We start from the raw sequence: 25,914 nt of genomic DNA on the forward strand, positions 1-25,914 counted from the left end.
GGACACGCTGTGGACGGATCGGAGGGACGGCAGGTCGGGCAGGCGCAGCGGCTCCGCTCCGGTCGACGGATGCGTCCTGGGATAGAAGTGCAGGCCCGGGACGGCCCCTGGCCCCGACCATTCGGCGCGCAGCAGCGAGACGTCGCCGGAGCAGACGAACTCGATCAGGCCGTGCGGCAACACGATCGACACGTCCGCCGTCAGCTCGACGGAGAGCCGGTCGATCCCGGCGTCGCCGGCGTCGACACTGATCGGCGCGGTGGGCGACCAGGAGAAGGACTCGATGGGGCGACGGCGGGACCAGTCCAGGAAACCCGTGTCGACTCCGCGGTGATCGAACCCTGCCCGGGGGACCTCCGGATCGTGTGGCTGCCGGGCCCGGTCAACGAAATGGGAAGTACCTCCACGGCCGCCATGGCGTCATGATTCCATGCTCCGGTGCGGACGCCGTGAGGGCGCGGAGCGGCCTACGGCAGATCGAGCCGCCCGAACTCCTGGACGCCGCCCAGGTAGAGGTGGTCGTCGTCGGCCACCGGAACCCCGTAGCTGTCGGCCGTCCCGCCGATCACCGTGCCGTCGTCGGTCCGGTACAGCGTGGTGCCCTCGCCGTGGCCGCACAGGACCGCCGGGCCGGCGATCGCGAGCCGGGTCGCCTCGGCCGGTAGCGGGTCCGTGCGCCACCGCTCGGCGCCGTCCCGGGTCGCCAGCGCGACGAGCGCGCCGCCGCGCACCGCGACCACCATGTTCCCGTCGGTGCCGGCCAGGTCGCTGTCGACCTCCGTGGACCACGAGCCGGTCAGCGATCGCAGCGTGCGCCCTCCCGCGTGGCGGGAGATCGCGAGTCCCGGAGCGAGCCACCACACCGGATCGTCCAGCAGCGCCTCGGGTTCGCCGCCGTCGGGAGCGATCCGGTAGAGCCCGGGCGCGCGGTCGTCGGACGCGTTCGCCGCCAGCAGGCCGTCGTCGGTGGCGAGCAGCGACGTGGCGGGCCATTGCAGGTCGTGCGTGGCGCGCACGGCCCCGGACGCGAGGTCGAGGCGGTACAGCACCTGACGGCGAGCCGGTTCCCGGGCGAGCGCGTACACGTCGTCACCGTGAACGACGACGCCGTTCCGGGACACCTGCCCGCCGAGGTCGCTGCGCCACGCCCGCGTCCCGTCGAACCGCACCGCGACGAGGGTGGACAACCGTTCCGGCCGGCGTCGGTACTCGGTGACGACGGCCGCACCGCCGGAGACGAACGCGACCCCGTCGCCCGCCCGCGGGTCCAGTGGCGCCTGCCAACGGATCGCGCCGTCGTCGCGGTCGAAGGCCACCACCGCTTCGCCGCAGCGCGCGATCACCTGCGGCCCGGCCGGAGCGGGTCGGTCCCACGCGACGCAGAACCACGGCAGCCGCGTGCGCCAGGAAAAGGGCAGCGTCACGGGACGAGAGTGTACGTGCCGTCGGGGTTGAGCCGGGCCAGCTGCACGCTTCCGTCGGCGCGCAGGACGGCGGCGCCCTCGGCGAAGATCAGGTCGCCGGAGCTGCGGATGGAGTTGGGGGCCAGCGTGCCGTCGCCGAGCTGGAGCTCGTCGATGAGGTCGTGCAGCCGGTCGTGCAGGTCCCGTTGCACCGCCACGAGCCGGCGGTGGTCGCCGCCGAGCTGCAACGGGATGATGTGGTGCAGATCGGTGGACGCGATCTCGTCGGCGCTGCCGGTGAAGTTGAGCCGGTAGTTGAACGCCCGCAGCTGGTCGGTTCCCCGCACCACCACGATCTTGTGCTCCACGACCGCGCGGGCCGCCTCGGTCGCCTTGCCGAGCGCGTCGGGGTCACCGGCACGGGTGTACGCCTCCACCAGGATCACCCGGAGCCGGTCGAACAGGCCGGGCGGCGGCAGGTCGCCGATCGTCTTTCCCACCGTCGCCAGCCCCTGCAACGGCACCACCCGTTGACCGGCGTGCGCGGCCTTCACCGCGTCGAAGGCGGTCTGCGCGTGGGCGGGCCAGCCGGCGACCATCGCCGTCGCCTGCTCGCCACGGCTCAGCGCTCCCTCGGCGATCCGCCAGCCACCGCCGTCGGGCACGAGCGTGCGGGCCGGGGTGCTCTCGGTGCTGATGCGGCACAGCACGTACGGCGGGCTGCCGCCCGGGTTGCTGCGGTAGTAGTACTTGCTGGCGTCGGCGATGAGCGGGTGACCGTCGAGCGCGGGCATTCCGGCGGCGACGGCCTCGGCGGTGCGCTCCTCGGCCCGGGCGACGAAGTTGGCCCCCCGCTCGATGATCATCTGATCGACGACCTCGGCGTGTCGCCGGTACTCGGCCTCCAAGAACTCGACGTCGCGGCGGAGCAGTTCCTCGCCGTCGCGCCCGATCGCCTGGCCGAGGGCGGCCCGGCGGATCTCCAGAATCTCGGGCAGCTTCTGCATTTCCAGCCAGGACTCGAAGGCCATCGACCCCGGCGGGAACGGCCGGGCCGGGTTCGGGCCACCGAGCGACAGCATCGCGTCCCAGAGCCGGCGGACCTGTCCGGTCAGGCCCTCGTACCGGCGCAGCAGGCGTACCACCTCGGCGTGCGCGAGGATCTCCAGCACGTTGGCGGTGGCACCGCACCGGATGCCGCCGAACACGATCTCGCCGCGCGGGCCGGGCGTGTAGTGCACCTGGATCTCGGTTCCCAACGCGGGATCGATCTCGATGTCGGCACCGACCTGCCGGCCGACCGCGGCCCGCGTCGCCTCGGAGATGATCTCGTCGTCGGCGATGTCGCCGGCGGCGACCCGCAGCCGTGTCGCCAGCGCCCGATCGCCCCGGGACAGCGCGGAGATCCCGTCGCCCACCGCACCGCTGGCCTTGACCGCCCGCACCGCGCGCAGCACGTCGGCGGCATCGGCGACGACGCCGAGCCACGCGACGACCAGCCAGCCCCAGTGCCCGGCGAGATCGGGTGGAACGATCGACTGGGACGGGTCCAGCGCGGTGTTGCCGGCCGCCGACTCGACGAAGTACTTCTCGGTGGCCATCATCGCGTCGGCGGCGCCGATGCCGAGCGCGCCGGCCGCCAGCGCCACCCCCGCCGGCCCGCCCACGACCGCGGCGGCCAGGCCGAATCCGATGCTGAACACCGTCATCGCGATGCTGATGTTGCGGTCCTCGGCGACCTCGGCCTCGTGCTTCGCCATCGCCCAGCCCCGCCGGTCGGGGTCGGTGATGCCGAGGCCGGCCAGGGTGGACTCCACGACCGGGCGCAGCGTCCACAGGTCGAGGTCGCCGTCGATGACGTTGTCGCGGGTCTCGTCGACGTCGGCCAGCACCTCGATCGCGTCGGCGTGCAGTTCCCGGTTCTGCTCCTCCGGGGACAGCCGGGCGAACTCGCGGGCGTCGACCCGGGCGAGCATCGGGTACCGGGCGAGCACCACCCGGCGGCGGTCGGCGAGGGCGTCGAAGCGCTCCTTGTTGGCCAGGAATTCGTCCATCTCGTCCGGCCACGGCAGCGACTTCGGGATCGCGTCCATCTCCTCGTCGATCCCGGCGAGGTACTCCACGGTGTGGCGCATCAGCGCGATCTCGTCGGCCGAGATCCCGGCGGCCCCCGGCGCGCGGCGCTCGATCTCCTGCTCCACGAGGACGCGGCTGCGCGCGAGCACGGACAACCCGTTGTCGCGCATCGCGGCGGCGAACGCCGTGAGGAAACGCTGCTCGCCGAGCGCGTTGAAGTCGCCGTGGACGTCGAGGTAGCCCTGGAACGGGTTGGCCCCACCGGGCATGAGCGCCTGGTCCGCCAGCCGGTTCTCGGCCTCGTCCTCGGTCGTGTACATCTCCCGCCGCAGCGCCACCCCGTCCTGCGTGACGACGACGCGCGCGTCGCTGGTGAACCGCACCGCGGTCCACGGCTTGCCGGCCACCCAGCGCACGTTGTCGTAGGTGAACGAGTAGACCCAGGAGTTGTCCTCCGCGTTGTACGCGACGTACCGGCCGTTCTCGAGGAACACGGCGCCGACCCCGCCGAAGGAACGGATCGCCGCGACGGCCGCCTCCTCCGTGGAGTAGTGGCCCATCTCCCGGCCGGGCAGCCCGGTGATCCCGAGCGCCATGTTGAACAGACCGCCGACCATCGTCGTCGTCGACACTTCCGACGCGATCGTGCTGTCCCAGACGGCGACCTGCGTGTTCTCGTGCTGTGGCTGATGGGAGACGTCGTCGGGCGAGGTCAGCGGGTCGCGGTGCACCACCGGCGCGTTCGTCCGCGACCGGACCGGGGCCGCGGTCGGTCCGAGCCGCGCGAACGCGCCGGCTTCGACCTCCGCGCGATCGGACGGCGAGCTGACGGCCAGCGCCGCCGGATCCGCCCGGCCCACGCCACCCTGCTGCACCGTGTGCGCCGCCTCGTGCGCGACGACCTGCCGGCCGGCGGCCGTGTCCGGCTCGTACTGGCCGGCGCCGAAGTGGATGTCGGAATTGACGGTGAACGCCTTCGCTCCCAACGCCGAGGCCGCTCCGGCCGAGGCCTCCGAGCGGTGGACCCGGACCGGGGACAGGTCGGCACCGAGCGCGGCGGACAGGCCGGCGGCCAGGTCCGCCGGCAACGGCTCACCCTGGCCGCGCTGCGCCGATTCGAGCGCACCGGCCACCGCGCGGTTGCTGACCCCGGCACCCGGATGCGGTGACAGCGCCGGCCCGGCGGACGACGGCACGTGCTGCGGCGCGTTGTCCCGTTCGGCTGGAACCCGATCCATCATTCGCCTCCGCCGATGCGCGGTGCGGGTCAATGCCTGCGAACGTAGCATCTCCGGTCACGCGCGGTTGCCACCGTGAGACGGTCAGCGATCAATGAACGTGGTCAGCACGACGGCCCGGCCGTCGACGTTGACGACGTTCCCGGTGCCGAGCCGGGAAACGGGCGAATCCCAGTGCACGTGTCCGCACACGGTCAGGGTGGGCGCCCGGGGGTGCAGGGCGGCACTGATGGTGGGGTGGCCGGGCTGATCGTCGTCCTGGCCGGCGGGTCCTTCATGCAGCACCAGCACGTCGGGTCCGGTGGCCAACGCGGCGCCGAGCCGGGTCAACTGATCTGCTTCGGACCGCCGGCCGAACCGGTGCGGGTCGCCGATGATGCCGCCGACGCCGGCGATGCGGGTGCCGCCCACGTCGACACAGGTGCCGTCGAGCAGCGTCGCGGCCGGGCCGAGTTCGGCCAACTCGCCGGTGGTGATGGCGTCATGATTGCCCGCCACCCCGACGGTCATCCGGCACCCGGCCGCGGCCATCGCCCACCACACCTCGGCGACCGCGCCGGACGCGCCACGCTCGTCGGCCCGCGCCGCGGAGTACAGGTCACCGGCGAGCACCACCAGCAGGCGGTGCGGCGGTGGGAGAAGTCCCTGCTCGGCCCACACCGGCAGGTAATCGGCGAGGGCGACCCCCAACAGCACCGACGGCCCACCCAACGGTGACGGTGCCATTCCCTGCAGATCCCCGGTGACGAGCACCGCGTCGCAGCCGGCGGGCACCGACTCCACGGCCAGGCGCTCGACGACCAGTCGCACGGTCTCGGTCCCGCCACCCGACCGCGCCCGCCGGTACGCAATCCCGGTGACCGGCTCGACCCCACGACCGACAACGCGCACGCCGTCACCGTAGCCGGGTCTGCTCTGGTATTGACCGTCGTCTACCGAAGCCAATACTGTCCATTCCGGCCTGGTGGCGGATCACGGGGGTGACCGGCATGGATCGTCCGATACCTGCTGACGTGGCGCGGGGAAGTCTGAGCCGACGGGTGTTGCTCTACGGGGCGCCCGCGGCGGCCGGTGGGGCCTTGTTGGCGCACGGGTCGCCGGCGGCCGCGGCGGTCTCCGGGGCGGGGGCGTCGCCGCTGGACTACGGCGCGACGGGCGACGGCATCGCTGACGACACGGCGGCGGTGAACGCCTGCCTGGCGGCCAACCGGGCGGTCGACTTCGGTGGCCCGCAGTACACCTACCTCGTCACCGGAACGTTGCTGGTGGTCCAGTCGGCCGCGCAGGTGGTCACCGGATCCGGTGCGAGCGTCAAGGCCGGCGCGGGCGTGCCCATGATGCGGCTGAAGAACGCCGCGCACGTCGTGAGCGGGATCCGGTTCGCCGGCAACAACCTGGGCACCCGTGGCGTCATCGTCGAGCCGACCGCACCGGGCTCACGGGTGGAGGGCTGCACCTTCACCGCGGTGACGGGTACCGGCATCGACGTGCAGCCGGGGGCACACCGTACCCGGATCGCCGGATGCCTGTTCGAGCGCTGCGGCCGCGGCGCCGGGATCGCGTCACCGTTCAACACCACCATTTTCGTGGCGGGTGCCGACCACTGCAAGGTCGTCGACAACGAGCTGCGCGACTGCGACTGGGGCGTGTACTTCCGTGGCCCGGACGCCGCGACGGGCATCAACTTCTACGAATGCCGGGGCAACACCATCGTCTGTGCGAGCCCGGCGCCCGCCGCCTCGCAGGGCATCTCCAACGGCCACGGCCGCGGTGGGCGGATCGCGGACAACACCGTCATCGGCTTCGCCGACAACAGCATCGACTGCTTCGGCTGCCGGAACATGCTGATCGTCGGCAACAGCACGAGCGGCGGCAAGGACGCGGTCTTCGTCGGCGACGAGACGACCAACAGCATCGTCATCAGCGGCAACGTGTTCTCCGGCCCGCAGCGCGGTGTGCGGGTGCTGCGGGACAACACGACACCGGACGGCCGGGGGACACTCGTCACCGGCGTGGTCGTCAGCGGGAACACGGTCTCGAACCCGACCGACGGCGGCATCCTGATCCAGGGCGGCGGCACGGGCGAGGTCACCGGCATCACGGTCGCCGACAACGATCTGCACGTCGGCGATGCCGGTCTGTACGGGGTGAAGATCGTCAAGGCCGACGTGTCGCGGATCAGCGGCAACCGGATCTTCCGGCCACGCAACGAGGCGATCCTGATCCGTGACGCCGACCTCGTCGAGGTGACCGGCAACATCCTGCGGGACGCGGGACGTGCCACGGCGAACGGCTACGACGCCATCAGCGTCAACACGTCCAACCGGATCCTGGTCCGTGACAACACCGTCTACGGCACCGCTCGCTACGCCGTCGCGATCCCCACCGGGAACGGCATCACGGTCACCGGGACCCGCTGGCGCTCGCTCGGCACCGGCGGCCTGAACGTCACCGCCCCCGGGGCGGTACAGTCCGACAACCTGGCCCTCTGAGCCGCAGCCGTCGTGATCCTGGATCGGTACCGCTAATCCTGGTTGCTGAGGGAGCCGCCGAGCCAGCGGGTCAGCCCTTGCGCGTCCCGGTCCATGGACAGTCGGATCGCGTTGACCAGAGCGAGTTGGGCCTTGCCCGGCGCACGCATGATCCGGTCGAACTCCTCGCGGTCGATCGGCGCGGTACGCGGGTCACGGCCGTCGCCGGCCGCCCGGAGGAATTCCCCCACGGCCGCGGCGAACCGGTCGATCTCGTCGACCACCGGCGCGGGTGCAACGAGGCTGGCCGAGGTGAGAGCCGAACTCCAGCGGGCCCAGTCGTACGTCCAGCCGCTGCGGTCGGCGTGCGCCCGGCTCATGATCATCACAAACGTGGCGTACTCACGGAGCAGATCCTGGTACGCCGCCAACTGCCGATCGCGCAGCCAGTGCCGATCCTGGGCACGCCGGGTCAGCATCGCTCCGAGCATCACGCCGACACCAGCCGACACGGCACCACCAGCGGTCGTGAGAACCGTCTCCAGCACCGACATCAGGCGATTGTGACGGGTCGGGAACGCCGACGCTGTCCCCGTCAACGATCAACGGGCTCTCAGGGGCGAGTCAGGGACGTTCCCCGGGGGCGGGTCGGGGCGCGCGCCGGATGTGCCCCGGCCGTCGATTGAGGACGATTGATCGCACACGTCAGCCAGTCCTACCGGGGCGGTGAGCACAATGACCGGGACCATCCAGGCCGAGGCCCTGTTCGCCAGTGACCTTCAGCCGTCTGAACTGCCGACGGCGGTGCAGGTGGCCTGCGCCATCGACGTCAGCCTCCGCACCTGGGGTGGCCCGGAGGGCTGCGCCGCTGTCGTGGCCGCCGAGTACGGCGACCACCCCGAGACGGCGGCCCTGCGCATGCGCTGGGCCCTCAGCCTCGCCACCACGTGCCGGGCGACGGTCGGCTGCCGCGCCGGTTGATCGATACTGTGCCGGTGACCCGTGTGGAACTCACCGCCGAGTTGGTGGTCGATGGTCGTGTCGTGCAGGCGTTGGCGCTGTCGCCGGATGGCGCCCGGGTCGCGTACGTCGTCGGCCGGGTGGGGCGGGACGGTGATCACCCGGTCAGCGACCTGTGGGTCGTCGCCGTCGACGGGACCGTGGCGCCGCGGCGGTTGACCTCGGATCAGGCGCACGTTTCGGCGCCGCGGTGGGCCGCGGACTCGTCCTCGATCTATTTTCTGTCCGATCGGGCCGAGCGTGGTACGGCGCAACTGCACCGGGTGGGGATCGTCGACGGTGTCGTGCGGGCGGTCACGGCCTGGGCCGGTGGGGTGTCCGGGCACCTGCCGCTGGCCGATCCTGGCCTGGTCGTGGTGATCGCGGCCGACGAACCGTCCGCCGAGGACGAACGCCGGGAGCGGGAGCGCGACGACGCCCGGGTGTGGGGTGAACGGGTGCGCCCGGACCGGCTGCGACTGTTCGACGTCGGCGGCGGGGAGAGCGGCCGGGAGATGCGGACGCCGGACGTGTTCGGCGACCGCCATGTCGCCGAGGTGGTCCAGCGGCCCGGCGACGGAGTGCTGGCGGTGCTGACGTGGTCGACCCCCGAGACGGGTCCGGGCCTCGTGGAGCCCGGTCTGCACCTGTTCGACCCGGTCGGCGGTATGGTCCGGGACCTCGGCCCGGCCGCGGCGGACGCGTCGTCGCTGGCCTGGTGGTCGGCCGACGACGGCTGGCACCTGGCATATGTCGCGGTGACCCCGCCCGCGCTGGTGGGCGGGAAGGCGGTTCTCGACGTCGCCGTTCCGGCGAGCGGGCCGGCGGGGGAGCACCGTAACCTGACCGCCGGCATGACGGTCTGCCCGATCGCGGTGGTTCAGGTCGACGCCGGTCCGCCGCTGGTGCTGGTCGCCGACGGGCTCGACACGGCGGTCCACCGGCTCGACCCGGCCGGGCCCACGCTTGTCGAGGTGCTGCGGCTCGACGGGCTCGCGACGTCGCTGACCACGAACCGGCACGGAGACGCCGTCGCGGCGGTGGTCAGCACGTCCTACGAGCCCGGCAACGTCCACGCCGGCCCCACGAGCGGGCCGCCGACGAGGCTGACCGACCTGGGTTCCGAGTTCCGCGACGTCGAGTGGGGCGTCCAGGAACGCCTGTCGTATCAGGCATCCGACGGGCTGACGGTGGACGGTCTGCTGATCCTGCCCGCCGGCCGGACCCGCACCGACGGGCCGTTTCCGTTGGTGACGCTGATCCACGGCGGCCCGTACGACCGGTACGCCGACCGGTTCATGCTCGGCTGGTACCCGTCCGGCCAATGGCTGGCCACCGCCGGCTACGCCGTCTTCCTGCCGAACCCGCGCGGCGGGCAGGGCCACGGTCACGAGTTCGCCGTCCGGGTCGCCGGTGCGGTCGGCCTCGACGAGTGGACCGATGTCTGCGCCGGCATCGACCTGCTCGTCGCCGACGGCGTCGCCGATCCCGACCGGTTGGGCATCGGCGGCTGGAGCCACGGCGGGTTCATGGCCGCCTGGGCGGTCGGGCAGACCGACCGGTTCAGGGCCGCCGTGATGGGCGCCGGGATCAGCGACTGGGGAATGCTCGCCGCCACCGGCGAACATGGGCCGTTCGAGTCCGCCCTCGGCGGCAGCAGCGGCTGGGAAGGACCGGGTCCCCACCACCACGACCGGCTCAGCCCGATCTCCTACGCCTCCGCCGTCCGCACCCCGGTGCTGATCCTGCACGGCGAGAACGACACGAACGTTCCGGTGTCACAGGCGGAGTTCTTCCACCGCGCGCTGCGCAGGTTCGGAGCCGTGCACGAGTATGTGGTCTATCCCCGGGAGAACCACTCGATCCGCGAACGCAACCACCAGATCGACGTCCTCCGCCGGACCCGCGCCTGGTTCGACCGGTGGCTCACTCCGTCAACTCGTAGACACACAACCCCCGGTCGTTGAACCGGCCTTCCGTCCACGCGAACCCCAGCCGCTCAGCGACCCGCCGCGACACGACATTCTCCGGCCGGATCAACGCCAGCACCGGCAGGTCGCCGTGTCCTGCCGCCCCGCGGACCTCCAACGCGGCCCGCGTCGCCTCGATCGCGTAGCCCTTACCCCGCTCGGACTCGACGATGCTGTAGTAGACGTTCAGATTGTCGGTGCTGTCGAGCGATCCGAACCGCACCCCCGAGATCCCGATGGCGCGCCCCGAGCCGTCGCCCAACCGCACCACGTGGTAGCCGATCCCGTTGTTCGTCCAGTCGGTGCCGAACTTGGCCATCGCCTCCGTCAGGAACGGCGTCGGCCACTCCGCGCCCGAGGCGCGTTCCTCCTGCGTCCGGTAGTCGTTCAGGTCGTAGAAGAACGCCGCGTCGTCGGGGGTGAGCGGAGACAGGGCGAGCCGCGCGGTCGTCAGCATGAGGCGACGCTAACAACCGGCGCCCACGCGGTCACGATAGGACCGAACGGGCGGCGGCGACCAACCGCGCGCGGGCGTCCCAGACGCGCCGGAACCGGACGGGGCAACCGACTTAGCGCGACAGAGCCGCCAGTGCCTCGACGTCCTGGACCAGGATCCGGCCGCGGGCCAGGCGGAGCAGCCCGCGACCGGCGAACCGGCGGAGCACGCCGTTGGTGGTTGCCCGGGTGGTTCCGGCCAGGTCGGCGAGGTCCTCCTGCGTCAGTGGGATCGCGCCGTCGTACTGGTCGGCCAGGGCGACCAGTCGCCGGGCCAGCCGCCGGTCGACCGGCAGGTAGAGGGCCTCGGCGACGAGTTCGGTCAACCGCCGGACGCTCGCCGCGAGCAGGTCGTTGAGGACGCGGTCGAGTTGTGGGTGTTGCCGCCGGAGTTGGCCGAACTGGGCGCCGCCGAGGGCCAGTGTGGTGGCCGATTCGAGCGCCACGACGGTCGCGCTGCGGCGGCGTCCGGCGTCGAGCAGCACCAGTTCGCCGAACGTCTCGCCGGGCCCGACCAGCCCGAGCGTCACCGTGTCGCCGTCGGCGCTCGGCACCCGCGCGGCGAACCGTCCCGACACGACCAGGTGCAGGCAGTCGCCCGGGTCGCCGGCGTGGAAGACGACCTCGCGGCGGTCGAACCGGCGCGGTGTGCACGCGCCGAGCAGGGTCCGGCGGTCATCGGCAGCGAGGCCGCGGAGGAGAGTGAAGTCGAGCACGCCCACAGGTGTACGGCATCACGGGCGCGCGGCGTATCCGTAAGTCTACGTAGACCGTCGGTGTGGGCACCCACCGAACGTCAGCGCGCTGACGGAACTCCGGGCCGATCGCGACGACTCTGACGATCCGAGCCGCACCGGGCGGCCGACACGGATCGAAGGAAATAAAGATGACACTGTTGCGCCACCGCATCGTCCGCTCCCTGGTCGGCTTCGGCATCGCCACCGCCGCACTGGGCGGCGGGCTCGCCGGCACCGCGGCCGCCGCACCGGCCACGCCGCAGGCCGCCGCGGTCGTCACGTACACCGAGACCTCGCTCAACCTGGGCCAGCGCCTGACGGTCAGCAACGCCGGCACGGTCATCGCCGCGCCGCCGGCGGCGGGCGATGCCGGGCAGCGGTGGGCCGAGCCTCAGCGCACCACGGTGGTCGGTGGCGTGACCAAGTTCGGCTTCGCGCTGCAGCCCTCCGACAACACCACCAGGTGCATCACCGACATGGGCGCGAACCTGCGCGTGGAGCTGAGGGCCTGCAACGGCACTCCGGCCCAGGTGTGGCAGTGGGTGTTCGGCCGTCAGGTCGGTGGCCTGAGCTACATGTTCTGGATCAACGCGCTGAGCGGCCGCAAGCTGATGTTCGACACGTTCACCGGCGAGGGCGCGTTCCCCAGCTTCACGGTGATCGCCTCGACCAAGAACTTCACCGCCGGCACCGCCGGCGAGGCCTGCCAGCTCTGGAACGACTGACGGATCTCAGCCGGGTCGGCGGCGGCCGGGTGCCGCCGCCGGCCCGCGTCGAAACACGGGAACGGTTGCACGGGCTGGCGCGTGTAGAGACGTGCGAACGATCACGAAGGTGCTGGGCGGCCCGGTGGCCGTCATCCTGGCTCTGATCCTGGTTCCGCTCGAGGAGAGCAAGGCCAGCACGTTGTCGAAGGAGGCGGTTACGCTGCCCACCGGCGACCGGGTGGTGCCGGGCCGGGCCGGCGGGCTCCAGGTGACACCCGCGCCCGGCCGGGAGCGGACGCCCTACATCGTGCGGCGCACCGGCCGGCGGACGCACGTGCTGCCGGCCGACGTGGCCCAGCCGGGGCACGGCGGGCGCTTCGATCCCGCGCCGTTCGACGTGAGCGGTCTGTTCGGCGCCGAGCCCGCCGCGTCCGACAAAAGACCGGCGGTGGCCGGGACGGCCGCCCTCACGGTCCGCGCGATCGACCGTCTCGGCCGACCGGCGCAGGACGGCGAGTTCTTCCTGACGCGCACTGACGCGCCCGGCGAGGACCTGTACGTCGCGGTGCGGGACGGCGTGACGACCGTCGAGGTACCGATGGGCAGCTACGTGCTGACGGGGTCGGTGCAGACCGGGCCGGCCGAGATCACCTGGCTCGCGCAGCCGCGGCTGGTGGTGACCGGAACGCGGGAAATCATCGTGGACGCGCGTGCGGGCCGGCCGGTTTCCGTGACGGTGCCGCGGCCCACCGCGCGGCCGTTGTTCCTGGAGGTCCGGTCGATGGCACCGCTGGCCGACGGTCAGCTGGCCGAGGAGGCGTTCTACACCCTCGGCACCGACGGGGTGACGCTCCTCCAGCTTCCGCCGGACGGGCCGACCGGCGGGTACGCGTCGATGGTCTCCGTGCTGCTCGGCGAGGACGCCTACGTGTACGCCCTCGCGTGGCGGCTGCCCGGCGGCTTCCCCACCGGTTTCGCCCGCACGGTGACCGGCCGGAGCCTCGCCACCGTGGTCGCCACCCACGGCGCACAGGTCGCCGGCTCGACGGCGGTGAAGACGCTGTTCCCGCGGCCGTCGGCCGTCTCGGCCGTCGTCGGCCGGTCGCTGTCCTACGCGTTGCCGTTCACCCGCACCGAGTACTACAACACCGACAGCGGCGGGGTCGACTGGCAGGCCACCGTCGACGAGTTCGACGGGTTGCCGCACGAGGACCCGTACGACGGCCTGCTCGGCACATTGAGCGGGGTCGGCACCCGGACCGAGGCGTGGAACATGGCGGTCCACGGTCCGGCGCTGGGTGATCCCGACCTGGTCGAGCAGTGGATCTCGCGCAACGGCGACACGATGGTGGTGGCACCGCGGCTGTTCGGCGACGGCGCCGGACACGCCGGCCTGTCGCGGCTGCGGGCGGGGCGCACCGTGTTGTCCCGCAACGGATCGGTGGTCGCCGAGTCGGCCGAGGCCGGTGGCAACTTCACGGTCCCGGCGGCGCCCGGCCGGTACCGGTTGGAGGTGTCGGCGACCCGGGCGGCACCGTTCACCCTCTCCACGACGGTGACGGGCGTGTGGACGTTCGACTCCGGCCACGTCGCCGGGCCGGACTGGTGGCGGCCGCACCTGCACTCCGTCTCGTTCGCCGCGCCCCGCGACGCCGCGCCCCTCGGCGCGGACGGGACCGCGCCGGTGGGTCGGACCGTTGCTCTGCCGTTCCGGGTGGCGGCGCAGGACGGGCCGGTGGGTCCCGGCGTCACCCCGGTCATCGAGGTGTCCTTCGACGACGGTGCGTCCTGGCGGCAGGTCGCGGTGTCCGGGCAGGTCGCCACGGTGCGGCATCCCGCCGGCTCCGGTTTCGTGTCGTTGCGGGCGCGCGTCGCGGACGGCGGCACGGTCTCCGAGCAGACCGTGATCCGCGCCTACCGGTACGGGCCGTGAGGCGCTTTCTCAGACCGGGCGAACCTCGGCGAGCCGTCTGACCGAGTACTCGTCGTCCCAGCAGACGGCGGCTTCCCAGGCGGCCGAAGCCTGCGCGGCGATGTCGTGGGCGCCGTCGTCGAGGGCGGCGGCGTTGTCGGGCAGCACGAGGTCGAGATCGGGGACGTCGACGTGTGCCTCGTCCCAGTCGATCAGCCCGACCCGGTTCGCGGTCATGCGGATGTTGCCGGGGGCGGGGTTGCCGTGGACGACGCAGGTCGGGCGTCCGGTGAGGCGGGCCCACGCCGCCCGGCACCGGACGACGCTCTCCGGTGGCATCGCGGTGAGGTCGATCTTCGTCCCGGTCTCGGCGTGCAGGAGGTCGGTCGACGACCGCCAGCCCGGGCGCTGCGGCCAGCCCCGCGTCAACCGGTGCAGTTCGCGGAGCGCGCCGGCCACCCGACGCCAGTCGTCGTGCGTCTCGGGCGGTCCGCCGTCCAGGAAGGTCATCACCACCAGACCGTCGACGAACAGCCTGCCGTCCGTGGTCGGGATCGGCACCGGCACGGTCAGGCCCTTTCGGTCGAGGTGCTGGAGGAGGCCGGTCTCCCACGCGAGGTCGGCGTCGCCGCGGGTGCCGAGACGACCGACCGCGAGGCGCCCGTCGACGCGTACGCTCCACACGTCGTTGGCGACCCCGCCGGTGAGCCGTTCGACGCGGACGGCGTCGCCCCACTGCCCGAGTGCTTCCCACCCCATCGGCCACATCCTAGGGCGTGTCCGAACTGTCAGGCCTGCGACGCGTGGCGTCACTTCGTCCCCGAAGGTGGTTAGCGTTGCGGCGATGTCCGTACTGGCTGGATTGCCGGTGGAGGTCCGGATCCTCGGGCCGGTGCAGGTGATCGTCGAGGACCGGACGGTGGACCTCGGCCCGCCCAAGCGTCGCCTGCTGCTGGCGTTGCTGGCGCTGGAGTGCGGCAGCGCGGTGCCGCTGGACCGGCTCATCGACCTGTGCTGGGAACGGCCGCCGTCGTCGGCGCGCGGTGTCGTGTTCGCGCACATGTCGCGGCTGCGCAAGGCGCTGGCCGGCGCGGCACGGCACGGGGTCGAGGTGGTCAGCAACGGGTCCGCGTACACGCTGCGGGCCGACCCGTCGGCCGTCGACGCCCGGCGGTTCCGCCAGCTCGTCACCGACGCCGCGGCGGTCGACGACGCCGCCACCCGGGCCAGGATGCTGGGCGCGGCCCTGGACCTGTGGCGCGGCCAGCCGCTGGAGGGGCTGGCCCTCGGCGCCGCGGCGCAGCGGCTGTGCGTCGGCCTCGACGAGCTGCGGTTGGCCGCCACGGAGGACCGCATCGCGGCCGACCTGGCCGCCGGGGCGCACCACCGGCTCGTCCCGGAACTGTCCGATCTCGTGGCCCGGCACCCGCTGCGGGAGCCGCTCGCCGGTCACCTGATGCTGGCGTTGTACCGGGCCGGCAACCAGACGGGTGCGCTGGAGACCTACCGGCGCATCCGCACCGACCTGGCCGACCGGCTCGGCCTCGACCCGGGGCCGGCGCTGACGGGCCTGCACCAGGCGATCCTGCGCCGGGACCCGTCCCTCGACCTGACGGCTCGCGGCGACACGACGACGCGGCCCGTCCCGGCGCAGCTGCCCCCGGCGCCGGCCGGTTTCAGCGGACGCCGGGCGGCGATCGCGGACCTCGACCGGATCAGCGCCGACGCCGCCGGCGGACCGGGCCTCGTCGCCGTGTGGGGCGCGCCGGGCGTCGGCAAGACGACACTGGCCCTGCACTGGGCGCACCGGGCCGCCGACCGCTACCCCGACGGTCAGCTCCACGTCGACCTGCGCGGCTTCGGGCCCGACGCCACACCGATGGCCGCCGCCGAGGCGCTGCGCGGTTTCCTGGACGCGTTCGGCGTCGCGCCGCAGGCCGTCCCGGCCGGGCTGACGGCGCGTACCGGGCTGTACCGCAGCCTGCTCGCCGGCCGGCGGGTGCTGGTGATCCTCGACAACGCCGCCGCCAGCGACCAGGTGCGGCCGTTGCTGCCGGCGTCACCGGGCTCCTTCGTCGTGGTGACCAGCCGCAACAAGCTCACCGGGCTGGTGGCCGTCGACGGTGCCCGGCCCGTCGCGCTGGCCCGGCCCGACGCGACCGACGCCCGGCAGATGCTCGCCGCGCGGGTCGGCGTGGACACGCTGCGCGAAGCACCGCGCGCCGCGTCGGAGGTCGTCGCGGCGTGCGCGCGGCTGCCCCTGGCGATCGGCATCGCGGCGGCCCGGCTCGCGGTCGATCCGGACCTCAGCCTGCCCGCCCTGGCCCGCGAACTGGAGACCGAGCGGACGCGGCTCGACGTGCTCGACGGGGGCGAACCGGCCACCCGGCTGCGGGCGGTGTTCTCCTGGTCCTACCGCCGGCTGGACGACGACGCGGCCCGGGTGTTCCGGCTGATGTCGTTGTACCCGGGCGCGGTCGTCACGCTGCCCGCCGCGGCGAGCCTGGCCGGTTACCCGGTCGAGCGGACGCGGGCCGCCCTGGCCGGGCTCACCGGCGCGCACCTGGTCGAGGGGCACGGCCCCGAGCGCTACTCCTGCCACGACCTGCTGCGGGCCTACGGCGCGGAACTCGCCGAGCAGACCGACCCCGCCGACGAGCGGGCCGCGGCGTGCCGGCGGCTGTACGAGCACCAACTGCACTCCGCGTTCGCCGCCGACCGCCTGCTCAACCCGGGCCGGGAGCCGATCGCGCCGGCACCGGCGGGCACCGGTGTCACCCCGGCCGACTTCGCCACCACCGCCGACGCGCTGGCCTGGTTCGGGCTGGAGACGCCCGCCCTGCTGCGGTCCCTGCGCACGGCCGGCGACGACCGGTTCACCTTCGAGCTGGCGTGGACGCTGGCCGACGTCCTGGAGTGGCAGGGCCGCTGGCTCGACCTCGCCGGCTGCGCGGCGCTGGCGCTGGCCGCGCTGCGGCGCCTGGGCGACCGCACCGAACAGGCGCGCACGCTGCGGATCGTCGCGCAGGCCTACCTGCGGCTCGGCCGGTACGCCGACGCCGAGACGCGGATGCGGGAGGCGCTCGACGTGAGCGTCGAACTGGGCGACGTGGTCGGCGTCGCGCACGCCCACCACTCGACGGTGATGCTGCTGTCCGAGCAGGGCCGCCACGCCGACGCGCTGCCGCACGCCCGCGAGGCGCTGCGCCGGTACCGCGCGGTCGGGCACCGCCTCGGGCAGGGCCGGGCGCTCAACGCGATCGCCTGGTGCACCGCCGTGCTCGGTGACCACCGCGCGGCCATCGACCTGTGCGAGGAGGCGCTGGCGGCCGCGCGCGAGTCCGAGGACCAGTACGGCGAGGCGGCCATCTGGGACACCCTCGGATTCGCCCACCAGCACCTCGGTGACCTGCACCGGGCGATCGAGGCGGGCGAACGCGCGCTGGCCACCTACGTCCGGATCGAGGACCGCTTCAACGAGGCGCACGTGCTCGCGCACCTGGGTGACGTACGGGCCAGGCTGGGCGAGCACGACCGGGCCCGGGCCGCCTGGGAGACGTCCGCGGCGATCCTGGACCGGCTGGACCCGGCCGGGGCGCGGCGGGTGCACGCCCGGCTGCGTGCGGACGTCGCGCGACCCGGCGGGCAGGTGGCCTGACCGGCGACGCACGTGGAGCGCAACCGGAGCGCAAGCGGGCGGTGGTCCCCTGAGGTCGACCCCTCCGAAGGGAGCAACCGTGCAGAACCTCATTCGTGTGTTCGCCGTCGCCGCCGCCACCGGGGCGGCGGTCGCCACCACCGCGTCACCGGCCCTCGCGGCGACCGTGACCAGGGTGCCGGTCGACGCCGCCGCCACCGGGGAGATCAGCGGCGTCGACCCGCTGTCGGCCACCGACGGCTGGTCCGTCGGCGGGGACGGAACCAACGGGGTGATACGCCGTTTCGACGGCATCCGATGGCGGCTCGTATCGAGTCCCAACCTCGCCGACCCGTCCGGCGGGGCCGGCCTGAGCGCCGTGGACGCCGTCTCGGCGTCGACCGCGTTCGCCGTCGGGTCGGCGTTCACCGCGGGCGCGGGCAACCACGCCGTGGCCGTGCGCTGGAACGGCTCGGCCTGGAGCCGGTCGACCGTCGGACCGACCGCCTTCCCCAACAGCCGGCTGGTGTCGGTGAAGGCGTTCTCCGCGACCGACGCCTGGGCGGTCGGCACCGACGAGCGGAACACCTTCGACCACACGCTCGTGATGCACTTCGACGGCACCTCGTGGCAGCAGGTCGCGGCGCCCGATCCGGGCACCCGCAACAGCTTCCTCACCGGCGTGACCGGTGCCGCCCCCACCGACGTGTGGGCGGTCGGGTACGTCCAGAACCTCCCGTACGGCAACCGGATCCGGCTGCCGCTCGTCGTGCACTGGAACGGCACGGCGTGGAGCGAGGTGCCGATCGCGGGCACGCCGACCGACACCACCACGTACCTGTACGGCGTGTCGGCCTCGTCGGCAACCGACGTGTGGGCGGTCGGCTACCGGCCCGGCGCCGGCAGCGGGGCCTACGTGGCGCGCTGGAACGGCACCACCTGGAACACGGTCACCGCGCCGGCGATGGGCACGCTGCGGTCCGTCTCCGCGCGGGCCGCGAACGACGTCTGGGTGACCGGCTACGACGCCAACGGCGCGGCCGTGGGCCACTGGAACGGCAGCGCGTGGACCGTCACCCCGGTCACCGTGACCGGCGGCGTCGGCGTGCCGCTGGTCGACACGATCGCCGCGACCGGCCCGGGCTCCGCCTGGCTGGTGGGTACGCAGTCCGACCAGACGGCCGGGTTGTACGCACCGCTGGCGTTCACCCTGACCACCTGATCGTCGATCGCGCCGGGCCTGCCGCGCCCGGCACCCGGCCGGCCGGTGGGTCATCCCCGGCCGGCCGGCGCGATCGCCGGTCCGGGACCGGATCAGCGGCCGGCGAGGGCCGTGGCGAGGCGGCCGAACCGGCTCGTGCGGGGCAGGCCGCGATCTTCGCGGCGGTCGGCGTGCCGGTAGAGCGCGTACAGCCCGCGGACGCCGAGCCACCGCACCGGCTCCGGCTCCCAGGCGCGCACCCGCCGGTTGGTCCACGGCAGGTCGACCAGGCCGGTGGCGTCGCCGAGAACCAGGTCGCGCAGGGTGCGGCCGGCGAGGTTGGTGGCGGTCAGGCCGCTGCCGACGTAGCCGCCGGCCCAGCCCAGCCCGGTTCGTGGATCGAGGCCGACGCTGGCGCACCAGTCCCGCGGGACGCCGAGGACGCCGCACCAGGCGTGCGCCAGCGGCACGTCGGCGGCGGCGGGGAACAGCCGCGCGAGGGTGGTGCGCAGCGACGCGATCGTGCGGCGCTGGGTCATGCCGTCGACGTCGGTGCGCGATCCGAACCGGTACGGGACCCCGCGACCGCCCAGGGCGATGCGGCCGTCGGCGGTGCGCTGGGCGTAGCAGTAGGCGTGCGCGTTGTCGCCCAGCAGTTCACTGTTCGCCCAACCGATCGCGGCCCAGCGATCGGCGTCGAGCGGCTCGGTGACCACGATCGCCGAGTTCATCGGCAGCCACGACCGCCGGTGACCGGCGAGGCCCGCGGTGTACCCCTCCAGGCACCGCAGGACGTGCGTCGCGCGCACGGTTCCGTGCGGGGTGCGCGCCCGTCCGGGCAGAATCTCGGTGACGCGCGTGCGCTCGTAGACGGTCACGCCGAGCTCGCCGACGACGCGGGCCAACCCCCGCACCAGTTTCGCCGGCTGGACGCGTGCGCAGTCCGGGTCGTACCAGCCGCCCAGCACGCCCGTCACATTGATTCTTTCCCGTGCCTCGGCGGCGGTCAGCGCCCGGCCGCCGCCGTCGCCCGCGTCGGCCGCCAGCCGCGCCAGTTGCGCCGGCGACCGCGCGACATACAGAACCCCGTTGCGGACGATGTCGGCGTCGATCCCGTGCCGGTCGCAGACGCCGATGACCTCGTCGACGGTGGCCCGGAGCTCCGCCGCGAGCCGCTCGACACCCGCCCGCCCGTGCGGGCCTTCCGCATAGGCGTCCGCAGTGCCGGCCAGCTCGGCCGACAACCACCCACCGTTGCGACCCGAGGCACCGTAGCCGGCGAACTCCGCCTCCAGCACGGTGATCCGCAGCCCCGGATCGGCCTTCGCCAGGTAGTACGCCGTCCACAGGCCGGTGAGGCCGCCACCGACGATGCAGACGTCGCAGTCACGGTCGCCGGGTAGCGGGGGCAACGGGGTGGGAAGCCCGATCTGCGTGTACCAGAACGAGACCCCGCCGTTCGGCACGCCGTCGGTGACGGTGCGGGTGACCATCAGACGAGCCGCTTCAGGAGGTTCTCGACCGCGTCGACGAGCGGGTCCGCCTCGGTGTCGGCGCGGCGCAGCAGACCGAGTTCGACCTCGGGCAGCGGTGGTAGCCCGGTCGCGGTGAAACCCGGTTCGGCGTTGACCGGAAGCAGGGCCGCGATGCCCAGACCGGCCCGGACGGCGGCCGTGACACCGGCGAGGCCGGTGCTCTCGAAGACGACGTTCCAGCGTCGTCCGTCGGCTTCCAGCGCGGTCAGCACCGCCGGCCGCCACCGGCACGGCTCGGAGAACAGGATGAGCGGCAACGGATCGCGGGTCGGGTCGACACCGGGCCCGGCGGCCCAGGTGAGCGGGGCCCGCACCGTCCATCGTGGACGCTCGCGGAAGTACGCCGGATCGCAGAGGGCCAACTGGATCCGCCCGGTCGTGAAGGCGTCGTGCATGGCCGGGCCGGGCAGGCTGATCAGTTCGAGCGTCGCCCGCGGGTTCACCCGGGCGAAGTCGGCCAGCGCCTCCGGGAGTTGGGCGGACGCGAGGTCCTCCAGGAGACCGATGCCGCAGTGCCCGGACAGCGCCCGCCCCGGCGCGCTCAACGCCTGCGCGGACAGGGTGAGGATGCGTTCGGCGTACGGCAGCAGCGCGTCACCCGCCTTGGTGGGTGACACGCCGGTGGTGGTGCGGTGCAGCAGCGGCTGGCCGACGGCCCGCTCCAGCTTGCGGAGCTGTTGGCTGAGCGCGGGTTGGGTGTGACCCAGCGTCGCGGCGGCCCGGCTGATGCTGCCGGCCCGGACAGCGGTGACGAATGCCCGCAACAGCGCCGTCTCCAGGTCCACCGCCATAAGGAGACGTTATACCGGGTGGGCCGAGATCACCGGTTCCGGCGGACCCGCGCGACGAATAGCGTCGCGACATGCGTTACCACCACGTGGACGTCTTCAGCGACCGTCCGTACAGCGGCAACAGCCTGGCGGTGTTCCCGGACGCCGGGGGACTCACCGCCGGTCAGATGGCCCGCATCACCGCCGAGTTGCGGCACTTCGAGTCGGCCTTCGTCGTCCGCGACGGTGCGGTGTGGTCCGTCCGCGTCTTCGACCTCGTCGACGAGCTCGACTTCGCCGGGCATCCGGTCATCGGCGCCGCGGCGGTGCTGCACGCCGTCCACGGCACCACCGACAGCCACACGTGGACGCTGCGGCTGCCGGCGCGCACGGTCGAGGTCACCACGCGGTCCCGCGGGCCGGGACGGTACGCCGGCGTCCTGGACGTGGGCCCGGCGTCCTTCGCCGACCGGCCCGACGCGACCGGGGCCGCCGCGTGGTTCTCGTTGACCCCGGCGGACCTCGATCCCGAGCTGCCCGCCGAGGTGGTGTCGGCGGGTCTGCGCTATCTGGTGCTGCCGGTGACCGGTGGCGCGCTGGCCCGCGCCCGGATCGTGACCGACCTCGACGCGCCGTTGGCCGCCGTCGGGGCCGAGTTCGCCTACCTGCTCGACGCCGCCGGCATGGAGGGCCGGCACTGGAACAACGACGGCGTGGTCGAGGACGTGGCGACCGGCAGCGGCGCCGCCTGCGTCGCCGCCTACCTGCGCCGGCACCACCGCCTCGGCGACGGCGAACGGGCCGTGCTGAACCAGGGCCGCTTCACCGGCCGCCCCAGCCGGATCACGATCGCGGCGAACGGCGATGGCGCGGACATCCGGTCGGTGACGGTCGGCGGCGACGTCGCGCTGGTCGGCGAGGGCGCGCTCCGGGAACTGCCCCGGTGACGACCACACCCGTCCGACGGGCGTACGTCCGGGCCGCCCGGGTGGCGGCCGACCTGCTGGGCCACCCCGCCGTCGCCGCGTCCTGGGACGAGCCCAGCGCGCTGCGGCACTACCGGGTCAGCGGCCTCGCCGGTCATCTGGCCGGACAGGTCACCTTCGCCGGCAAAGCGCTCGACGCGCCCGGGTCCGAGCTGCGTCCCATCCCGATCCTGGACTACTACGACCGGGTGGCCTGGATGACACCGGACCACGACAGCGGGGCACACATCCGGATCCGGCACGGGTCGGCCCTGCTGGCCGAGGGCGGCGCCGCCGCGCTGGCGGCGCGCACCGACGCCGAGGCGTCCCGGCTGCCCGACCTGCTGGCGGCCGTGCCGGCGCCCCGCCGTGTGCGGTTGCCGTCCTGGGAGTGGACCCTCACCATGGACGACTTCCTGCTCACCCGACTCGTCGAACTGACCGTGCACGTCGACGATCTGGCCACCAGCGTCAAGCTGCCGACGCCCCCGTTCCCCACCGACGTCACCCGACCGGTGCTCGACCTGCTGACCGACCTTGCCGTCCGCCGGCACGGCCAGGTGGCCGTGCTGCGCGCACTCACCCGCACCGAACGCGCCCCGACCACGATCAGCGTCTTCGCCTGACTCGGTCGCGCTCTGATCAGGCCGGCACCGTCCATTTCTGGTTGGCGCTGCCGGTGCAGGTCCAGATCTGCAGGCGGGTGCCGTCGGCGGAGGTGTTTCCGGTGACGTCGAGGCACTTGTTGGCGTAGACGCTGGTCAGGTCGCCGCTCGCGGTGGACGTCCACTGTTGCGAGGTGCCGCCGTGGCAGTCCCACAGGTGGGTCTGCGCGCCGTTGGCGGTGCTGGGTCCGGCGATGTCCAGGCACTTGCCGAGCGCGCGGAGGGTGCCGTCGGCGCCGCGCGTCCATTGCTGGGCGGCGGTGCCGTTGCAGGTGTAGAGCTGCACGGCGGTGCCGTTGGCCGGGTTGGCACCGGCCACGTCGACGCACTTTCCGCCGAGGCCGGTGATCGGACCGGTGCTCCCGCCGCCGCCGGACTGGGTGCCGGACCACGTGAACGTCGCGGTGGTGCGGGCCGGCAGCGTGTACGTGAACGACTGCCCGCCCCAGACGACGCGTACCGACTGGCTGCCCGTGCCGCCGTTGTGGGCGATGAGGGCCTTGGACCCGTCGGTGTTGCGCCAGGCGACGTTCTGCACGGTGGTGTTGTTGGACTCGATCCGCTGCGCGCCGGGACGGACGAACTTGGTGAGGTGCCCGGTCGTGTAGTACTCGATCGTGTAGTCGACCTGGCCGGCGCGCGCGCCGCCCTCCTGCACGGTGATCAGGCCGGTGCAGGTGCCGCAGCCGCCGTTGTGCGGTCCCATGTTCTGGTTGAGCGCGAGGCTCCACTTGACGAGGCTGCCGCTCCAGTTCCGGGCGTAGTTGACGATGTCGGCCAGGTCTTCGTTGTGCTGGTTGCCGATCCAGGTGCCGCCCGAGTGCTCGGTGCTGAACTGCCGCACGGCCGGGTACTGGTTGTGCACCTGCGTGCCCACACCCGGGTCACCGAAATAACCGTGCCATGCGATGCCGCCGAAGAGCGGATCGTTGCGCAGCGCGGCGTCCGCGAGGATCTGGCCACCGAAGTTGGGGTAGTCGCCGTAGTTCCAGTCGTGCACGAGCACCTTCGTGGTGATGCCGGCGGCGCGGAAGGCCGGGAAGATGTGGTTCTTCGTGAGCTCGATGAGCCCGGACGCGTTCCAGCTCATGCCCGGGTACGTCATCGCCGTCGGGTTGCCGGCCTGGCAGCAGTTGGGTTCGTTCTGCACGGAGATGTAGTTGATCGGGACACCGGCCGCCTGGTACGTCTGGACGTACCTGACGAAGTACTGGGCGTACATCGCGTAGTACTCCGCCTTCAGCCAGCCCATCTGGTCCATCCGGCCGTTGTCCTTCATCCACCCCGGCGCGCTCCACGGCACGCCCTTGACCCGCAGGGCCGGGTTGAGCGTGCGGGCCTGCGCGGTGAGGAGCCGGACGTTGGTGTCGTAACCGTTGGAGTAGAAGTCGTTCAGGTTGCAGCACGTGTCGTCGAGCGAGACCATGCCGGGCCGCGACAGGTCCGATGCGCCGATCGGGTTGCGCACGAACGACAATCCGATTCCGTCGGTCGGGTGGAAGAGCCGCCGCATCACCTCGTCGCGGGTGGCCGCGCTGATCGGCCCGCCGCGCAGCAGGTACGCGGTGGTGTCGGTGATCGAGGCGCCGCCGCCCTCGAACGCCTGATACCTGACGTTCTCGTTGACGGTGATGGTGTTCGACGCGCCGGGGCTGCTGGCCGCGAACGCGACGGGCGTCTGCTGCTGCAGGCCGCGGGTGACGGTGCGGCCACCGGAGTCGGACGTGGTGGTCAGCCAGATGTTCACCGTTTCGTTGGCCGCGTACGCCGGCGAGGTCACCGCGGACGCGGACACGGCGGCGGACCCGGCGGCCGTACACAGCACGAGCAACGCGATTCCGGTCCTGTGTCTCATATTCTCGTCCACTTCTGGTTCGCGGCGCCGGTGCAGTCCCACAGTTGGAGTTGCGACCCGTTCGCGGTGCCGTGGCCGGCCACGTCGACGCACTTGTTGGCGCCGGCGTTCACCAGGTCGCCGGCGGTGGTGACGGTGAACCGCTGGGCATTGGTGCCGTTGCACGTGTACAGCTGGATCGCCGTGCCGTTCGCGGTGCCCGCGCCGGCCACGTCCATGCACTTGCCGAGGGCGCGGACCGTGCCGTCCGACCCGACGGTCCACCGCTGCGCCGCCGTGCCGTTGCAGTCGTAGACCTGCAGCCGGACGCCGTCCGCCGGGTTGGCGCCGGGCACGTCGATGCAGCGGCCGCTCTCGGTTCCGCGCAACGCGTTGGTGCCGCCGGTCGGCGGGTCGTTCGTGCTGACCCGGATGTAGTCGACCAGCATGCGGTTGACCGACGGGGTGCCGGCGTTCGGGCTGCCGGGGAAGGAGCCGCCGACCGCGAGGTTCAGGATGATGAAGAACGGGTGGTCGAACACCCAGGCGTTGCCACGGACGCTGGCGGGGGTGGCGCGGAAGTACTCGGAGCCGTCGAGCGTCCAGACGATGAGGTTGGGCGACCAGTCGACCGCGAAGACGTGGAACGCGTTGCCCACCGGCTGACCGATGTTGCGCGTGCCGCCCACCGCGTTCCCGCCGGAGTAGCCGGGGCCGTGGATGGTGCCGTACACGGTGTTCGGGTCGCGCCCGACGTTCTCCAGGATGTCGATCTCGCCGCCGTTGGGCCAGGTGCCGCCGCCGAGCATCCAGAACGCCGGCCAGAGGCCGACGCCCTTCGGGACCTGGATCCTGGCTTCGACGTGACCGTAGAGCTGGGTGAACTTGCCGGCGGTGTTGATCCGTCCGGACGTCCACTGGCACGTGCCGTACCAGCAGGTGTGCCCGCCGCTCTCCCGGCGCGCCTCGATCACCAGGTTGCCCTGTCCGTCCTGGAAGACGTTGCTGGTGCCGCTGTTGTAGTACTCGAGTTCCTGGTTGCCGAAGCCACCGCCACCGGTGTCGAAGTTCCACCTCGACGTGTTCACGCCTTGCCCCGCGGGGCCGTTGAACTCCTCGCTCCACACGACCGCGGCTCGCGCCGTGTCCGGTGCCGACATGACGACGAAGCCGGCAACGACCAGCAATGCGGCCAGCGCGGCGGAGCGGGACAGGTTGGGTCTGCGCATGTTGATGGCTCCTCATGGGGGCGGGTCCGCGAGGTTGTCAACAGATCTATCGAAGGCTACGACTGGTCTG

Annotated in this window: 20 protein-coding genes; 9 read left to right on the forward strand and 11 right to left on the reverse strand. The window is 72.8% G+C overall.

Annotated features, from left to right (window positions below; translation table 11 throughout):
• Positions 1–467: 467 nt before the first annotated feature.
• The 3 genes from Vau01_RS43835 to Vau01_RS43845 all read right to left on the reverse strand — a co-directional run bounded on the left by Vau01_RS43835 (position 468) and on the right by Vau01_RS43845 (position 5,608).
• A complete protein-coding gene (locus tag Vau01_RS43835; protein ID WP_204006088.1) occupies positions 468–1,424 on the reverse strand; it encodes an outer membrane protein assembly factor BamB family protein in 957 nt (318 codons plus the stop codon).
• Complete coding sequence (locus Vau01_RS43840; protein ID WP_204006089.1) at positions 1,421–4,717, reverse strand: eCIS core domain-containing protein; 3,297 nt, start codon at positions 4,715–4,717, stop codon at positions 1,421–1,423. The genes Vau01_RS43835 and Vau01_RS43840 overlap by 4 nt, the downstream gene beginning before the upstream one ends.
• An 84-nt stretch (positions 4,718–4,801) precedes the next feature.
• On the reverse strand, positions 4,802–5,608 hold the full coding sequence (locus Vau01_RS43845; RefSeq protein WP_204006090.1) for a metallophosphoesterase family protein: 807 nt from the start codon (positions 5,606–5,608) through the stop codon (positions 4,802–4,804).
• A 98-nt stretch (positions 5,609–5,706) separates the two neighbouring features.
• Here Vau01_RS43845 and Vau01_RS43850 point away from each other — a divergent pair, with 98 nt between their 5' ends.
• Positions 5,707–7,209 (forward strand): right-handed parallel beta-helix repeat-containing protein, encoded by a 1,503-nt coding sequence (locus tag Vau01_RS43850; protein ID WP_204006091.1) that lies wholly within the window; start codon positions 5,707–5,709, stop codon positions 7,207–7,209.
• A gap of 32 nt (positions 7,210–7,241) precedes the next feature.
• Here the strand turns inward: Vau01_RS43850 and Vau01_RS43855 are convergent, their stop codons facing one another.
• A complete protein-coding gene (locus Vau01_RS43855; protein ID WP_204006092.1) occupies positions 7,242–7,742 on the reverse strand; it encodes a hypothetical protein in 501 nt (166 codons plus the stop codon).
• A 181-nt stretch (positions 7,743–7,923) separates the two neighbouring features.
• Here Vau01_RS43855 and Vau01_RS43860 point away from each other — a divergent pair, with 181 nt between their 5' ends.
• Together Vau01_RS43860 and Vau01_RS43865 are read left to right on the forward strand one after the other, a co-directional pair.
• Positions 7,924–8,169 (forward strand): hypothetical protein, encoded by a 246-nt coding sequence (locus Vau01_RS43860; RefSeq protein ID WP_204006093.1) that lies wholly within the window; start codon positions 7,924–7,926, stop codon positions 8,167–8,169.
• A gap of 14 nt (positions 8,170–8,183) precedes the next feature.
• Positions 8,184–10,154, forward strand: coding sequence for a S9 family peptidase (locus Vau01_RS43865; RefSeq protein ID WP_239152327.1), 1,971 nt, complete (start codon positions 8,184–8,186; stop codon positions 10,152–10,154).
• Here the strand turns inward: Vau01_RS43865 and Vau01_RS43870 are convergent.
• Both Vau01_RS43870 and Vau01_RS43875 read right to left on the reverse strand, forming a co-directional pair.
• Positions 10,114–10,614 carry a GNAT family N-acetyltransferase gene (locus Vau01_RS43870; RefSeq protein ID WP_204006094.1) on the reverse strand — a complete coding sequence of 167 codons (501 nt, stop codon included), beginning with the start codon at positions 10,612–10,614 and terminating at the stop codon, positions 10,114–10,116. The genes Vau01_RS43865 and Vau01_RS43870 overlap by 41 nt on opposite strands.
• 112 nt (positions 10,615–10,726) lie before the next feature.
• Positions 10,727–11,368, reverse strand: a complete 642-nt coding sequence (locus Vau01_RS43875; protein ID WP_204006096.1) for a Crp/Fnr family transcriptional regulator — start codon at positions 11,366–11,368, stop codon at positions 10,727–10,729.
• A 170-nt stretch (positions 11,369–11,538) separates the two neighbouring features.
• On the opposite strand from Vau01_RS43875, the gene Vau01_RS43880 reads away from it, so the two are divergent.
• Both Vau01_RS43880 and Vau01_RS43885 read left to right on the forward strand, forming a co-directional pair.
• The gene (locus Vau01_RS43880; RefSeq protein WP_204006097.1) at positions 11,539–12,114 is read left to right on the forward strand and encodes a hypothetical protein; all 576 of its coding nucleotides are present in this window, start codon (positions 11,539–11,541) and stop codon (positions 12,112–12,114) included.
• 91 nt (positions 12,115–12,205) lie between these two features.
• Positions 12,206–14,029, forward strand: a complete 1,824-nt coding sequence (locus Vau01_RS43885; protein ID WP_204006098.1) for a hypothetical protein — start codon at positions 12,206–12,208, stop codon at positions 14,027–14,029.
• Positions 14,030–14,038: 9 nt separating this feature from the next.
• On the opposite strand, the gene Vau01_RS43890 is transcribed toward Vau01_RS43885, so the two are convergent.
• Complete coding sequence (locus Vau01_RS43890) at positions 14,039–14,767, reverse strand: phosphotransferase enzyme family protein (RefSeq protein WP_204006099.1); 729 nt, start codon at positions 14,765–14,767, stop codon at positions 14,039–14,041.
• An 85-nt stretch (positions 14,768–14,852) separates the two neighbouring features.
• Between Vau01_RS43890 and Vau01_RS43895 the strand changes: the two genes are divergently transcribed.
• Together Vau01_RS43895 and Vau01_RS43900 are read left to right on the forward strand one after the other, a co-directional pair.
• The gene (locus Vau01_RS43895; RefSeq protein ID WP_204006100.1) at positions 14,853–17,666 is read left to right on the forward strand and encodes an AfsR/SARP family transcriptional regulator; all 2,814 of its coding nucleotides are present in this window, start codon (positions 14,853–14,855) and stop codon (positions 17,664–17,666) included.
• Positions 17,667–17,745: 79 nt separating this feature from the next.
• Positions 17,746–18,867: a hypothetical protein gene (locus Vau01_RS43900; RefSeq protein ID WP_204006101.1), complete on the forward strand. Its 1,122-nt coding sequence runs from the start codon at positions 17,746–17,748 to the stop codon at positions 18,865–18,867.
• A 92-nt stretch (positions 18,868–18,959) separates the two neighbouring features.
• Here Vau01_RS43900 and Vau01_RS43905 read toward each other — a convergent pair whose 3' ends face one another.
• Together Vau01_RS43905 and Vau01_RS43910 are read right to left on the reverse strand one after the other, a co-directional pair.
• A complete protein-coding gene (locus Vau01_RS43905) occupies positions 18,960–20,339 on the reverse strand; it encodes an NAD(P)/FAD-dependent oxidoreductase (protein ID WP_204006102.1) in 1,380 nt (459 codons plus the stop codon).
• Positions 20,339–21,172 carry a LysR family transcriptional regulator gene (locus Vau01_RS43910; protein ID WP_204006103.1) on the reverse strand — a complete coding sequence of 278 codons (834 nt, stop codon included), beginning with the start codon at positions 21,170–21,172 and terminating at the stop codon, positions 20,339–20,341. The genes Vau01_RS43905 and Vau01_RS43910 overlap by 1 nt, the downstream gene beginning before the upstream one ends.
• A 71-nt stretch (positions 21,173–21,243) precedes the next feature.
• Between Vau01_RS43910 and Vau01_RS43915 the strand changes: the two genes are divergently transcribed.
• Both Vau01_RS43915 and Vau01_RS43920 read left to right on the forward strand, forming a co-directional pair.
• Positions 21,244–22,098 (forward strand): PhzF family phenazine biosynthesis protein, encoded by an 855-nt coding sequence (locus tag Vau01_RS43915; RefSeq protein ID WP_204006105.1) that lies wholly within the window; start codon positions 21,244–21,246, stop codon positions 22,096–22,098.
• Positions 22,095–22,742, forward strand: coding sequence for a maleylpyruvate isomerase N-terminal domain-containing protein (locus tag Vau01_RS43920; protein WP_204006107.1), 648 nt, complete (start codon positions 22,095–22,097; stop codon positions 22,740–22,742). Before Vau01_RS43915 ends, Vau01_RS43920 begins: the two co-directional genes overlap by 4 nt.
• Before the next feature lie 16 nt (positions 22,743–22,758).
• Here Vau01_RS43920 and Vau01_RS43925 read toward each other — a convergent pair whose 3' ends face one another.
• Positions 22,759–24,636, reverse strand: coding sequence for a ricin-type beta-trefoil lectin domain protein (locus tag Vau01_RS43925; RefSeq protein ID WP_204006109.1), 1,878 nt, complete (start codon positions 24,634–24,636; stop codon positions 22,759–22,761).
• Positions 24,633–25,844 (reverse strand): glycoside hydrolase family 16 protein, encoded by a 1,212-nt coding sequence (locus Vau01_RS43930; protein ID WP_204006110.1) that lies wholly within the window; start codon positions 25,842–25,844, stop codon positions 24,633–24,635. Before Vau01_RS43930 ends, Vau01_RS43925 begins: the two co-directional genes overlap by 4 nt.
• Positions 25,845–25,914 lie beyond the last annotated feature (70 nt).

Origin of the sequence: Virgisporangium aurantiacum (genome assembly GCF_016863635.1) — a bacterium.
Classification (GTDB): Bacteria; Actinomycetota; Actinomycetes; order Mycobacteriales; family Micromonosporaceae; genus Virgisporangium; species Virgisporangium aurantiacum.